The 13,297-nt window shown below is 69.7% G+C and carries 15 protein-coding genes; 9 read left to right on the top strand and 6 right to left on the bottom strand.

The annotated features are described in order from the left end of the window. Positions 1–153: 153 nt before the first annotated feature. Genes V6S67_RS03065 through V6S67_RS03055 form a run of 3 tightly spaced genes read left to right on the top strand, consistent with a single transcriptional unit; the run spans position 154 to position 3,391 of the window. Positions 154–1,482 (top strand): extracellular solute-binding protein, encoded by a 1,329-nt coding sequence (locus V6S67_RS03065; RefSeq protein WP_334208839.1) that lies wholly within the window; start codon positions 154–156, stop codon positions 1,480–1,482. Positions 1,483–1,497: 15 nt separating this feature from the next. After that, the gene (locus V6S67_RS03060) at positions 1,498–2,463 is read left to right on the top strand and encodes a carbohydrate ABC transporter permease (RefSeq protein ID WP_334208838.1); all 966 of its coding nucleotides are present in this window, start codon (positions 1,498–1,500) and stop codon (positions 2,461–2,463) included. A 1-nt stretch (position 2,464) separates the two neighbouring features. After that, positions 2,465–3,391: a carbohydrate ABC transporter permease gene (locus V6S67_RS03055; RefSeq protein ID WP_334208837.1), complete on the top strand. Its 927-nt coding sequence runs from the start codon at positions 2,465–2,467 to the stop codon at positions 3,389–3,391. 64 nt (positions 3,392–3,455) lie between these two features. Here the strand turns inward: V6S67_RS03055 and V6S67_RS03050 are convergent, their stop codons facing one another. The 6 genes from V6S67_RS03050 to V6S67_RS03025 form a co-directional block, all read right to left on the bottom strand. Next, positions 3,456–3,815, bottom strand: coding sequence for a DUF3253 domain-containing protein (locus V6S67_RS03050; protein WP_334208836.1), 360 nt, complete (start codon positions 3,813–3,815; stop codon positions 3,456–3,458). Then, positions 3,808–4,188 (bottom strand): 2-polyprenylphenol hydroxylase, encoded by a 381-nt coding sequence (locus V6S67_RS03045; protein ID WP_334208835.1) that lies wholly within the window; start codon positions 4,186–4,188, stop codon positions 3,808–3,810. The genes V6S67_RS03050 and V6S67_RS03045 overlap by 8 nt, the downstream gene beginning before the upstream one ends. A gap of 6 nt (positions 4,189–4,194) precedes the next feature. After that, on the bottom strand, positions 4,195–4,653 hold the full coding sequence (locus V6S67_RS03040) for a DUF3817 domain-containing protein (protein WP_334208834.1): 459 nt from the start codon (positions 4,651–4,653) through the stop codon (positions 4,195–4,197). An 88-nt stretch (positions 4,654–4,741) separates the two neighbouring features. Then, on the bottom strand, positions 4,742–4,945 hold the full coding sequence (locus V6S67_RS03035) for a cold-shock protein (protein WP_026533290.1): 204 nt from the start codon (positions 4,943–4,945) through the stop codon (positions 4,742–4,744). A gap of 210 nt (positions 4,946–5,155) precedes the next feature. After that, the gene (locus V6S67_RS03030; RefSeq protein ID WP_334208833.1) at positions 5,156–6,145 is read right to left on the bottom strand and encodes an LLM class flavin-dependent oxidoreductase; all 990 of its coding nucleotides are present in this window, start codon (positions 6,143–6,145) and stop codon (positions 5,156–5,158) included. Positions 6,146–6,216: 71 nt separating this feature from the next. Further along, positions 6,217–6,966 carry a FadR/GntR family transcriptional regulator gene (locus V6S67_RS03025; protein WP_334208832.1) on the bottom strand — a complete coding sequence of 250 codons (750 nt, stop codon included), beginning with the start codon at positions 6,964–6,966 and terminating at the stop codon, positions 6,217–6,219. A gap of 225 nt (positions 6,967–7,191) precedes the next feature. Here V6S67_RS03025 and eat point away from each other — a divergent pair, with 225 nt between their 5' ends. From eat to V6S67_RS02995, 6 genes are all read left to right on the top strand, one after another. Then, positions 7,192–8,625: an ethanolamine permease gene (eat, locus tag V6S67_RS03020; protein ID WP_334208831.1), complete on the top strand. Its 1,434-nt coding sequence runs from the start codon at positions 7,192–7,194 to the stop codon at positions 8,623–8,625. A gap of 64 nt (positions 8,626–8,689) precedes the next feature. After that, positions 8,690–10,063, top strand: a complete 1,374-nt coding sequence (locus V6S67_RS03015) for a glutamine synthetase family protein (protein WP_334208830.1) — start codon at positions 8,690–8,692, stop codon at positions 10,061–10,063. Between the two features lie 7 nt (positions 10,064–10,070). Beyond that, on the top strand, positions 10,071–10,838 hold the full coding sequence (locus tag V6S67_RS03010) for a gamma-glutamyl-gamma-aminobutyrate hydrolase family protein (protein ID WP_334208829.1): 768 nt from the start codon (positions 10,071–10,073) through the stop codon (positions 10,836–10,838). Continuing rightward, positions 10,835–12,217, top strand: a complete 1,383-nt coding sequence (locus V6S67_RS03005; RefSeq protein ID WP_334208828.1) for an aldehyde dehydrogenase family protein — start codon at positions 10,835–10,837, stop codon at positions 12,215–12,217. The genes V6S67_RS03010 and V6S67_RS03005 overlap by 4 nt, the downstream gene beginning before the upstream one ends. A 44-nt stretch (positions 12,218–12,261) precedes the next feature. Beyond that, a complete protein-coding gene (locus tag V6S67_RS03000; protein ID WP_334208827.1) occupies positions 12,262–13,059 on the top strand; it encodes a 3-oxoacyl-ACP reductase in 798 nt (265 codons plus the stop codon). A gap of 42 nt (positions 13,060–13,101) precedes the next feature. Continuing rightward, positions 13,102–13,278: a hypothetical protein gene (locus V6S67_RS02995; protein WP_334208826.1), complete on the top strand. Its 177-nt coding sequence runs from the start codon at positions 13,102–13,104 to the stop codon at positions 13,276–13,278. Positions 13,279–13,297: the final 19 nt, after the last annotated feature.

The raw sequence follows: 13,297 nt of genomic DNA, 5'->3' as shown, positions 1-13,297 counted from the left end.
TCCCATCGAAGCTGGGTGCGACCATAAGGGGGTTGACAAGGTTCGCGCTAGCACCCATATTTTTTACAACGTTAGATTTTCAACGTGGTACCTCCGCGGGAACAACGAAGTTCGGCCCATCGCTCCGTGCCGGGCTGACGGGAAGGACACTCGATGGGACACGATCCCACTTTCAGGACACCGGTATCCCGGCGCTCCATCCTCCAGGGACTCCTCGGCGCGGGAGGGCTCCTGGCCGCCGGCGGATCCCTGGCGGGCTGCTCCACCTCCGCGACCACCGCCGGTGGCGTGCAGCTCTGGGACCTGTTCCAGGGGGCGGACGGCGTCAAGATGCGCTCGATGATCGATGCGGTGAGGTCCTCGGTCTCCGGGCTCTCGGTCAGGCCGGTCACGCTCGCCTGGGGTTCGCCCTACTACACGAAGCTCGCGATGTCCTCGGCGAGCGGCAAGGCGCCGCAGACCGCGATCATGCACGTCTCGCGGCTCGCGGGGTACGCGCCCGGCGGCCTGCTGGAGCCCTTCGACCTCGACCTGCTCGCCGAGCAGGGCATCCGGGAGGAGGACTTCGCTCCCGCGGTGTGGAAGAGCTGCCAGTACGAGGGACAGCTGTACGCGGTGCCGCTGGACACGCACCCGTTCATCCTCTTCTACAACAAGGACCTCGCGAAGACAGCAGGCCTGCTCGGCCCCGACGGCAACCTCACCCCGATCGAGACCCCGGAGGCCATGATCGATGCCGGCACCAGGATGGCCGAGGCCACCGGCGCCCAGGGCATCTCCTTCGGTCACGTCACCGACACCGGGCAGTCCTGGCGCCTCTTCTGGGGACTCTACGGCCAGACCGGCGGCGACTACTCGATCAGCGTGGGCAGCCCGGCGTCGATCGACCGTGACAAGGCCCGCGAGGTCATCGAGTTCGTCGTCCGCCTCATGGACGGCACGGCGATGGCGGCCACGCAGAACTACCCCGGTGCCATCTCGGCCTTCACCTCCGGGCAGACCGGCATGATCTTCTCCGGCGAGTGGGAGCTCCCGGCCTACGCCGCGGCCATCCCGAATCTCGGTGCGGTGCCGATGCCGACGATGTTCGGCACCCCGGCCTCCTACGCCGACTCGCACGCATGGGTCCTCCCCCGGCAGCTCGAGCGCGACGAGGAGACCACCCGGCGGACGTACGAGCTGGTGGCAGGGATCCTCAAGCAGAGCGGCACCTGGGCAGGCGCCGGCCACATCCCGGCCTATGCACCCATCCGGGACACCCCGGAGTACGCCGCGCTGACCCCCCAGACCGAGTACGCCGGCGCCGGTGACAACCCGGTGTTCGACCCCGCCGTGTGGTTCGCGGGGGCGGGCACCGAGTTCCAGAACCAGATGAGCCAGGTGCTCACCGGCGCCTTCACCGGGGCCACGACCCCCGACGCAGCCATCGACTCCCTGCTCAGCCGCATCGACGCGATGCTGCTCGCCCCGAACCCGACGTAGGACTGAGGCATCGCCATGAGTTCCCTGACCAGCAGCAATGAGGCACAGGCACCCGTCGCCGCGGGTGGCGCCTCGTCCGCACCACCCTCCCGTTCCCGCAGCGCCGGCGCCCGGGCGCGCAGCGTCCAGGGCCGCAGCGGCGCCTGGTTCGTCCTGCCGTTCGCGGCCGCGTTCGCGATGTTCCTGATCTGGCCGATCCTCTCCGGCCTGTGGATGTCCTTCACCAACCAGAGCCTCACCGGCAGCGGCTCCGAGTTCGCCGGTCTCACCAACTACACCGAGGCCCTGGGGGACGCCGCCCTGTGGCAGGCGCTCGGCAACACCGTGATCTTCACGGTGCTGACCGCCGTGCCGCTCGTGGTGCTGTCGTTCGTCCTCGCCTACCTCGTGTACATCGGGCTGCCGGGCCAGTGGCTGTGGCGCCTGTCCTTCTTCGCGCCCTACCTGCTGCCCGTGTCGGTGGCGGTCGCGATCTGGCAGTGGATGTTCCAGCCGGACTTCGGCCTCTTCAACGGGCTGCTGCTGCGCGCCGGATTCGCGCAGATCCCGTTCCTCAGCGAGGGGAACCTGGCGATGTTCTCCGTGGTCGTCGTCACCGTCTGGTGGACCCTCGGATTCAACTTCCTGCTGTACCTGAGCGCGCTCAACAACATCCCGGACCACCTGTACGAGGCTGCGTCGATCGACGGCGCAGGGCCGTGGCGCCGGCTGTTCTCCATCACCATCCCGATGATCAACCGCACCACGGTCATGATCATCATGCTGCAGATCCTGGCATCGCTGAAGGTCTTCGAGCAGATCTTCCTGCTCACCAACGGCGGGCCGAACGGTGCCACACGATCGGTGCTCGAGTACATCTACGACGTCGGCTTCACCGGCTACCGCCTCGGCTACGCGTCGGCGATCTCGTACCTGTTCTTCGCCCTCATCATCGTCATCTCCATCGTCCAGCTCCGCGTCATGAACAGAAAGTCGGCCTGACATGTCCTCGACCGTGACTCCGACCACGACGTCGGCCCGATCCATCTCGAAGGCCGACGAGACCCGCAACGAGCGCAACAAGACCCTCGCCGCGACCGTCGGCAAGAACAAGGGTGTGCTGGCCGTCGGCATCATCGCCCTCGTCATCGCCGCGGCCCTCTGGCTCGTCCCCCTCTTCTGGGCCATCCTGACCTCGCTGAAGAAGGAGTCGGACGCGTCCAACGCGGATTTCGCGATCCTCCCGCGGGAGGGCCTGACGCTCGAGTCCTACCGTGCCGTCATCGCCGCGGGTGACGTCCCCATCTGGATGATGAACTCGTTCCTCGTCTCCGTGGCGGTGACGGTGCTGACCGTGGCCATCTCGGCCCTCGCGGCCTACGGCTTCTCGCGCACCACCTTCCGTGGCCGCGGGTGGCTCTACGCCGTCACGATCGCCTCGATCATGGTGCCCGGCCAGATCCTGATCGTGCCGCTGTTCCAGCAGATGAACGCCCTGCGGCTCATCGACACGTACCCGGGGATCATCCTCCCCCAGATCGTGGCGCCCATGATGGTGTTCATCCTGAAGAACTTCTTCGACACCGTGCCGATCGAGCTCGAGGAGGCCGCGCGGCTCGACGGCGCCTCGCGGTTCCGGACGTTCATGACGATCGTGCTGCCGCTCTCGCGCCCCATCCTGATAGCGGTCTCGATCTTCGTGTTCATCGGCGCGTGGAACAACTTCCTGTGGCCGTTCATCGTCATCAACAACCCGGACCTGCTGACGCTGCCCGTGGGCCTCGCGACGATCAGGAACGCGTTCGGTGTGCAGTACGCGCAGACCATGGCGAGCGCCATCCTCGCCGCGCTGCCGCTGCTGATCGTGTTCATGATCTTCCAGCGCCAGATCGTCAAGGGCTTCGCCACCTCGGGCCTCGGCGGCCAGTAGCTCCCCAGCCCGCACGGCCGTGGACGACGGCGCCTCCTTCCGGGGGCGCCGTCGTCCGTCGTCGTCAGGACCGGCGGCCTCCCGGCGTCGGCGGGTTCCTGCGCTCGTCTCCGCTCGCGGACCGGCCGATCCAGCCGATCCGGATGGGACCACGGACGTCGGGCTCCACCCGGTCGCCGTGCTGGGTCACATCCACCAGCCCCTCCCCCGCCAGTTCGAACGCGATGCGACGTGCCGCCGGCATGAGGTCCCGCCAGGCGTCACCGCCGATGCTGCGGGCGGCGTCGGACGGGCAGAGCGTCTTCCCGCTTCCCCGCTGCTCCGCGATGCGCAGGATCTCGGCGCGCAGCTCGGCGCCGGACGGCCCGGAGTACCCGGCCGGCTCGGCGTTCCCGCCGTGCGGTTCCTCCGGCCGTTCAGGCACCGTCGTCGTCCGGGCCCGCATCATTCCGGCCGGTGCCGTCCTGCCGTGGCGCGGACCGCTTCGCCTGCAGCGCGTCGAGTTCCTCGAGCGCGGCACTCCACCGCGCCGTCCGTTCCGCCGCCGACTGCTCCCACCAGGGCGTCCCCCGTTCGCCGAGGCCCTCCTTGGCCAGCTGCACAGTACGCCGGGCACGTGGGAGTGCCGCACCGTCGTCGCCCCGGGCACTGTTCCGTACGCCCGAGCGGCCGCGCCCGAGATGGGACATCAGGCGCTTCCGCACGTCCTCGGGCAGAGAGGGGTCGGTCTTCCGCCAGCGGCGCCCGCTGTGGAGGAAGAACCGCTCGTCGTCGCCGGTGTTCGCCAGGTCGGTCATGACGCCTCAGCTCGAGGATCCGGGAGGCCCGACGAGCAGCAGGACCGAGAAGACCACGGAGATCCCGACGACCGCGACGAGCAGGGCCGCGAGCGGGCTCCGCAGCACCCACGCCTGCACCCGCTCGAGGGGGTTGCGGGGTGTCTCGGCGCCGGGGGCGAGCCGCCACGCGCCGGCGAGCTGTCCGCGGCGCTCGATCCACCACTCGTACGGGACCGTGGCGAACGGCACGATCGCGGAGGCGAGGCCGAGCAGGCCCGTGGCCGGCGACCAGCGCTGGTTGATCCAGACGAACACGAGGGTCACGACGAAGCAGAGGAACACGAAGCCGTGGACGGCACCGGCCGGCGGCACGAGGGCCTCGGTGGAGCGTGTGACGTATTTGAGGAACATGCCCAGCAGCAGGAAGGCCCAGGTCACCGCCTCTGCGACGGCGACGAGGCGGAACAGCGTGCGGGGGTTCATGGGGAGCTCCTGGTGGGGAAAAGAAGAAGCAGGCCGGACCGGGGTCCGACCTGCTTCGTCAAGGAAGATCTAGTAGAAGATCCGAACCCTAGAGGGGCTGGATGTTCGACGCCTGAGGACCCTTGGGGCCCTGCTCGGTGTCGAAGCTGACCTTCTGGTTCTCATCGAGCGAGCGGTAGCCGCTTGCGTTGATGGCGGAGAAGTGTGCGAACACGTCTGCGCTTCCGTCGTCGGGAGCAATGAATCCAAAGCCCTTTTCAGCGTTGAACCACTTCACGGTACCTGTTGCCATTTTTTTCATCCTTCTGAAATTCAGACGCACTCCGACTTTCGGAGTGCCCCAGTCGCGGCGTGCTTGTCCGCTCTTTCAGAGACGCGGCCTACCCCGCAAGGGCCAGGCCGTGCGAAATACAAATGCGCAACACTACAACTGCGTCCCACTAAACCAAACCCGGGAGGGTAATGGCAAGCAGGAGTTCCAACTCTCTTCGTTCCGTGACCTTCAGACCGTCACGGGAAGCATGGCGCCGGCCAGTAGTTCGAAGGACCGGAGCCACGTCTCGGTGGAGCCTGCCTGGGTCGCGACGATGAGTTCGTCCGCCCCGATCTGGGCCGCGAAGCGCTCCAGGTAGTCGCGGACCACGTCGGGCGTCCCCACGGCGCTGTAGCGCGCCATGTCCGCCATCTGCTGGCCTCCGGGGGATGCGAGGATCGCTTCGGACTCCTCCCGCGTGAAGGTCTGGCCACGCCCGAGGAGCAGGGTCACGCGGCGCAGCATGGCCTCGTGGAACTCGTGGTGGGCGTCGCTCGCGGTGTCGGACGCGATGACGTTGACCCCGGCGATGAAGTGCGGCTTCTCCGACTGCTCGGAGGGCCTGAACTCGCGACGGTAGATCGAGGCGGCGTCCTGCAGTGCCTGCGGGGCGAAGTGGGATGCGAAGGCGAACGGCAGGCCGAGGGCCGCGGCGAGCCGGGCGCCGAAGAGCGACGAGCCGAGGATGTACAGCGGCACGTTGGTGCCCCTGCCGGGGGTGGCCTGGACGCCGGGGACGCGCGTGTCACCGGTCAGGTAGCCCTGCAGCTCCAGGACGTCCTGCGGGAAGCTGTCGGCGGACATGGGGTCGCGCCGCAGCGCGCGCGCCGTGGTCTGGTCGCTGCCGGGGGCCCGGCCGAGCCCGAGGTCGATCCTGCCGGGGTGCAGGCTCTCGAGGGTGCCGAACTGCTCGGCGATGGTCAGCGGCGAATGGTTGGGGAGCATGACGCCGCCCGAGCCGAGCCGGATCCTCGAGGTGTGCGCGGCGACGTGGGCGATGAGCACGCTGGTGGCCGAGGACGCGATGCTGCCCATGTTGTGGTGCTCCGCGTACCAGATGCGGCGGTATCCCCAGGTCTCGGCGTGCTGGGCCAGCGACACGCTGGACGCGAACGTCTCGGCCGGCGTCGAGCCCTCGGCGACCTGCGCGAGATCCAGGATGGACAGGGGGACGGACATGATGCACCTCTCGATTCGGGAACGACGGCGGGAGCCGTGGACCTCTTGAGGGAACGGTTGCCGAGGCACATCTATTTCCCGGGCCGCCGGTCCCCGGTCTCGTCGAGGAGGAATCCCCGCAGGAGAGCGGCCGTGCCGTCCAGGTGGGCCATCATCGCCTCCTGCGCCCGGTGCGGATCGCGCCCGAGGACGGCCCTGACGATCGCGGCGTGCTGGCGGTCCGAGTGGTGGAGGTTGACCGCGAGGAAGGGGATGCGGTCCAGCAGGTCGTCGGTGCGGGACCGCGCCTGGGCCACGGCGAGTGTCAGGGACGGCGAACCGGCGAGTTCGGCGATGGCCAGGTGCAGGCGGGCGTCCAGGGGCCGGTACCGCGCCGGATCGGCGCCCGTCACGGCGTGCAGCAGCTCCAGGAGGTGGGTGCGTGCCCCGTCGGAGGGCGTCGCCTGTGCGGCCAGGCGCGCCGCGGCGGGTTCGACGACGGCCCGGAACGTCAGGGCGTCCTCCACGTCGGAGCGCTCCGGGGGCTCCCCGCCCCGACCGGGGGCGCTGCTCGGCAGCTCAGCGCTGACGGTCGCGCCGCCGTACCGGCCGCGCTGGATGGTGAGGTAGCCGGCTGCCTGCAGGTCCGCCAGGCCGTCCCGCAGCGTGGAGCGGGACACGCCGAGGTGCTCCGCCAGGTCACGTTCCGCCGGCAGTCGTGCCCCGGCGGGGAAGACTCCCAGCTTGATGGCGTGCAGGAGGCGTTCGACGGTCTCCTCGAACGCGTTCCCCCTGCGCGCCGGCTGGATGAGCCCGAACGCCGGATCAGCGGGGCTGTTCATCGTGCCAGCTTACGCAGGGCCTGCCCGCACCCGTGCCGCACGCCCCGGGCGGGCGTTCCGCGCACCCCTTGACGAACGCGGCGGCGGCGTCAATCATGGGGGCACTCAATGGACTGATATCACTCCATTGGGTTCCGCGCCATCGATCGCCTCCCCCGGTACCGTCCGTCGCACCGAGGAAGGCCGCCCTCCCGCTCCATCCGGCCGTCCACCCCAGGAGTACCCGTGGCACGCAGGAAGATCGACTACACCACCGTCGACGATCAGTACCTCAGGCAGCGAAAACTCAGGAGCGGCGCTGCCGGCTGGGTGCTGCTGGCAGGCCTCGGGGTCGCCTACGTGATCTCGGGTGACTTCTCGGGCTGGAACCTGGGGCTCGCCGAGGGCGGGTGGGGCGGACTGCTGATCGCCTTCATCCTCATGGGGATCATGTACACGTGCATGGTCTTCGGGCTCGCGGAGATGTCGTCGATGCTGCCCACCGCGGGTGCCGGCTACGGATTCGCCCGGCGCGCCCTCGGGCCACTCGGCGGCTTCGCCACGGGCATGGCCGTGCTCATCGAGTACGCCGTCGCCCCGGCCGCGATCGCGACCTTCATCGGCGGGTACATCGAGGCGCTGGGGCTCTTCGGTCTCACCAACTCCTGGCCCGTCTATCTCGTGACCTACCTCGTCTTCATCGGGATCCACCTCTGGGGCGTGGGCGAGGCCCTGAAGCTGATCTTCGGGATCACCGTGATCGCCGTCGTCGCGCTCGTCGTCACCGTCGTGGGACTGCTGCCGCACTTCTCGACCGCCAACCTGTTCGACATCGTCCCCGACGGGTCGGCGGGATCATCGGCCTTCCTCCCCTACGGCTTCTCCGGCGTCCTCGCCGCACTGGTCTTCGGCATCTGGTTCTTCCTGGCGATCGAGGGCGTCCCCCTCGCCGCCGAGGAGTCGCACGACCCGAAGCGGGACATGCCGCGGGGCATCATCGTGGCCATGCTGCTGCTCCTGGTCTTCGGCGCACTCATGCTGGTCCTCGTGCCCGGGGCGGCGGGCGCGGAGGCCATGGGCAGCTCCGACTCCCCCCTGCCCGAGGCCCTGCGCGCCGCCGCGGGCGGGGACTCCGTCCTCGCCGACTTCGTCAACTACGCGGGACTCGCCGGGCTCGTGGCGAGCTTCTTCTCCATCGTCTACGCCTACTCGCGCCAGCTGTTCGCGCTCTCCCGCGCCGGCTACCTCCCGCGCTTCCTCTCCCTGACCTCGAGGCGCCAGACACCGTGGGTGGCCCTGCTGGTCCCGGGGACCATCGGCTTCCTCCTGGCCGCCCTGACCGGGAACGGCGGTCTGCTCATCAACATCGCCGTGTTCGGGGCGACGGTCTCGTACGTCCTGCTGAACCTGTCCCACATCCTCCTGCGGGTCAGGGAGCCCGGCCTCGAGCGCGGCTACCGCACCCCCGGGGGCGTGGTGACGACGGGCATCGCCCTGGTCCTCGCGGTCATCGCCCTCATCGCCACGTTCTTCGTGGACATCCTCGCGGCCTCCATCACCGCCGCCGTCTTCCTGGCCGCCCTCGCGTACTTCTGGTTCTACAGCCGGCACCACCTGGTGGCGAGCGCGCCGGAGGAGGAATTCGCCCTGCTGGAGAAGGAGGGCTCGACCCTCACCTGACCCTCCGCCCGTCGCCATCACCCTCGCTACCGTCACCACCGCCGCCCCTCCCCGAAGGAAGCCCATGGAACCGCATCCCCGCAACGAGCGCATGCTCACGATCGACCAGCTCACCTCGGCAATCCGGTCCGCGGAGATCGACTCGGTGGTGCTGGCCTTCACGGACATGCAGGGCAGGCTGCAGGGCAAGGTGATCCACGGCCAGTTCTTCCTCGACACGGCCCTCGGCCACGGCACCGAGGCCTGCAACTACCTGCTGGCCGTCGACACCGAGATGAACACCGTGGACGGGTACGCGATGTCGAGCTGGGAGACCGGGTACGGGGACATGGTCTTCGATCTGGACTACGACACCATCCGCCGCCTGCCCTACCGCGAGGGCACCGTGATGATCCAGTCGGACCTGTCCTTCACGACGGGCGAGCCGGTGGACGTCGCCCCCCGCAGCATCCTCAAGGCACAGGCCGCGAAGGCCGCCGACCTCGGCCTGCGGGCCTTCTCGGGGACCGAGCTCGAGTTCCTCGTCTACAACGAGTCCTTCGAGGGCGCACGGCTCAAGGAGTACCGCGACCTCGTCCCAGCGAACCAGTACAACGTCGACTACTCGATCCTGGGCTCGCTGCGCGTCGAGCCCCTCCTGCGGGACATCCGCAACGCGATGTACCAGGCGGGGATGGTGGTCGAGTCCGCCAAGGGCGAGTGCAACCTCGGCCAGCACGAGATCGCCTTCAAGTACGACGACGTCGTCGTCACCGCCGACAACCACAGCGTGTACAAACTCTCGGCGAAGGACATGGCGTCGCAGCGGGGGCAGGCCGTGACGTTCATGGCCAAGCCGAACGAGCGTGAGGGCTCCTCCTGCCACATCCACATGTCCCTGCGGGGCGAGGACGGCGGGCTGGTGTTCTGGGATGCCGGGAAGAACGAGCGCACACCGCTCTACGACCACTTCATCGCAGGGGTTCTGGCCACGATGCGCGAGTTCACGCTCTTCTACGCCCCGAACATCAACTCGTACAAGCGCTTCGCCGAGGGCTCCTTCGCCCCGACGGCGGTCGCCTGGGGGCTGGACAACCGCACCTGCTCGGTCCGCCTCGTGGGCCAGGGCGGCTCGGCACGGCTCGAGAACCGCCTGCCCGGCGCCGACGCCAACCCCTACCTCGCGCTGGCGGCCATGCTCGCGGGCGGCCTCCACGGTGTCGCGAACAGCCTCGAGCTGCCACCGCGGATGGACGGGAACGCCTACCATTCGGACGCCGAGCACGTCCCGGTGACCATGCAGGAGGCGCGCGATCTCTTCGCGGGGTCCGCGGTCGCGCTCGAGGTCTTCGGCAAGGACGTCGTCGAGCACTACACGCACTACGCGGACGTCGAGATGGCGCAGTTCAACGCCGCCGTCACGGACTGGGAAATGCGGCGCGGGTTTGAGCGGCACTAGGACAGCTGTGCCAGGCGATCAGGCGCGCGACACCTACCGGCCGAGGATCGGCATCACCACGTACTGGCAGCCGGCGGCCTGGGGCGTCTGGGACCGGGCGGCGGCGCTCGTGCCTGCCGCCTACATCCGGGCGGTGGACGACGCGGGAGGAACCCCCCTCCTGCTGCCCCCCGTCGGCACCGACGCGGACGTGCTGTCCCTGCTCGACGGGCTCGTCGTCATCGGAGGCTCGGACGTCGACCCCTCGTACTACGGCGCCGCGCCGCACCCCCGCACGGTCAGCCAGCCGGAACGCGACGAGCACGACCTCGCACTGACCCGTGCCGCCCTCGCCGCGGGCCTGCCGCTGTTCGCGATCTGCCGCGGTGCGCAGGTCCTCAATGTGGCCCTCGGCGGCACCCTCCACCAGCACCTGCCCGACCTCCACCCGGACGCTGCACGGTACCGGCCCGCGCCCGGCGTGTTCGGGAGAGTCGACTTCACCACCACACCCGGGTCGATCGCGCGCCGGCTGCTCGGCAAGCATGCGTCGAGCCCCTGCTACCACCACCAGGGGCTCGACGCCGTCGCGGGCGGGCTGCGGGTCACGGCACGGGCCGCCGACGGCACGGTGGAGGTCGTGGAGAGCGCCGACGGGACCTCTCCGGGATGGCTCCTCGGCGTGCAGTTCCACCCCGAGGAGAACGGGCAGGACCGGCGCCTGTTCGGCGGGTTCGTCGACGCCGCCCTCGCCCACGCGCTGCAGCGCCGCGGGACCGTGAGGGCCGCGTCATGAGCCCTGTACGGCAGATCCTCAACCCCGCCACCGAGGAGCCCATCGGCACCGTGCCGATGGCCGGACCCGAGGAGACCGACGCCGCGATCGCCCGGGCGGCGGTGGCCTTCCCCGCCTGGCGGCAGGTGGCACCGGCCGACCGGGCCCTGCTGCTGCGCCGGTTCGCGGCGGCCGTCGACGCCGCGATCGACGACCTCGCGGCGCTCGAGGTGGCCAACGCCGGCCACACGATCGCCCTCGCGCGGTGGGAGGCCGGCAACGTGCGGGACGTCCTCACGTACTACTCCGCGGCTCCGGAACGGCACGTCGGGCAGCAGATCCCGGTCGCGGGAGGCGTGGACATCACGTTCCACGAACCCCTCGGGGTCGTCGGCATCATCGTGCCCTGGAACTTCCCGATGCCCATCGCCGCCTGGGGATTCGCCCCCGCCCTCGCCGCGGGCAACACCGTGGTGCTCAAACCCGCCGAGCTGACGCCCCTGACCGCCGTCCGGCTCGGTGAACTGGCACTGGAGGCGGGCATCCCCGAGGGTGTCCTCACGGTGCTGCCCGGCAAGGGGACCGTGGTCGGCGAGCGCTTCGTGACGCACCCTGCGGTACGGAAGGTCGTCTTCACGGGCTCCACCGCGGTCGGCAAGCGGATCATGGCCGGCTGCGCGGACCAGGTCAAGAGGGTGACGCTCGAACTCGGCGGGAAGAGCGCGAACGTCATCTTCGCGGATTCCGATCTCGGGAAGGCCGCGGCGGCGATCCCGGACGGGGCGTTCGACAATGCGGGCCAGGACTGCTGCGCGCGGTCCCGCGTCCTGGTGGAACGCCCGGTCCTGGACGAGGTCCTCGCCCTGCTCGAGAGCGCGATGACGTCCGTCCGCGTCGGCGACCCCCGGGACGCCGCCACCACCATGGGGCCCCTCATCTCGGCCGGCCAGCGGGAGGCGGTGGCCCGGTTCGTCTACGACGGGGACGGGAGGGCCGTCGCGGACGTCGCGTTCCAGGGATCCGCGCCGTCGGGGCCCGGCTTCTGGTTCCCGCCCACGGTCCTCACGCCGTCGGCCCCCGATTCGCCGGCCTTCACGGACGAGATCTTCGGACCCGTCGTGTGCGTCGTGCCGTTCGACGACGAGGCGGACGCCGTGCGGATCGCCAACGACTCGGCGTACGGCCTGTCCGGCTCCATCTGGACCCGCGACATCGGCCGTGCGCTGCGCGTCTCGCGTGCGATCGACGCCGGGAACCTGTCCGTGAACTCGCACGCCTCCGTGCGGTACTCCACCCCGTTCGGGGGCTTCAAGCAGTCGGGCTTCGGCCGCGAGCTCGGGCCCTCCGCGCTCGACGCGTTCAGCGAGACCAAGAACGTCTTCCTCGCCACCGACGCCTGACCCGCGCACCCCGCCCCCATCCCGCCCACCCCGAGGAGTGCTCCATGACGGACCTGCCCTACAACGGACTCGTCACCAACCGCCTGAAGGATCGCACCGCCGTCATCACCGGCGGCGCGTCGGGCATCGGCCTCGCCACCGCCCGGCGCCTCGCCCACGAGGGGGCGGGCGTGGTGATCGCGGACATCTGCGACGAGAGCACGGGCCAGGGGATCGCGGAGCGGATCGGGGGCAGGTTCGTGCGCACGGATGTGACGGACGAGGACGACGTCAGGGCCATGTACGCGTTCACGCAGGACACCTACGGGTCGATCGACATCGCCTTCAACAACGCGGGGATCTCGCCCGAGGACGATGCCTCCATCCTCGCCACGGGGATCGACGCCTGGCGGCGCGTCCAGGAGGTGAACCTGACCAGCGTCTACTACTGCTGCAAGCACGTGCTCCCGTACATGCAGGCCCAGGGCAGGGGTTCGATCATCAACACGGCCTCCTTCGTGGCGCTGGTGGGCGCGGCGACGTCCCAGATCTCCTATTCGGCGTCGAAGGGCGGCGTGCTGTCGATGAGCCGTGAACTGGGGGTGGAATTCGCGCGCCAGGGCATCCGGGTCAACGCGCTCTGCCCCGGGCCGGTCAACACGCCGCTGCTGGCGGAACTGTTCGCGAGCGACCCCGAGAAGGCGGAGCGGCGGCTCATCCACGTACCGCTGGGCCGCTTCGCCGAGCCGGACGAGATCGCCGCCGCGGTGGCCTTCCTCGCCTCGGACGACGCCTCCTTCATCACCGCGAGCCAGTTCTCGGTGGACGGCGGTGTCACCGGCGCGTACGTGACACCCCTGTGAGGCGTGGTCGCGCGCGCCCCGGCGTCCTGACAGACTGGGGCCATGCCGACCAGTGACCAGCCGACCGCCGACCAGCCCGTCTCCGAAGCCGACCTGCGCGAACGCCAGGACCTCCTCGTCCGCAGGCTCGCCGTGGAGCAGAACACGGCCCGGCTGCAGTCCCTCAGCGACGAGCTCGAGGCCGTGCAGCGGCTCCTCGAGCAGGGCCGCGGCGCCTGAACCGGCAGTCCGGCCTGCA

Origin of the sequence: Arthrobacter sp. Soc17.1.1.1 (assembly GCF_036867195.1) — a bacterium.
GTDB lineage: Bacteria > Actinomycetota > Actinomycetes > Actinomycetales > Micrococcaceae > Arthrobacter_D.
This window is presented reverse-complemented; position numbering and strand designations above follow the sequence as displayed.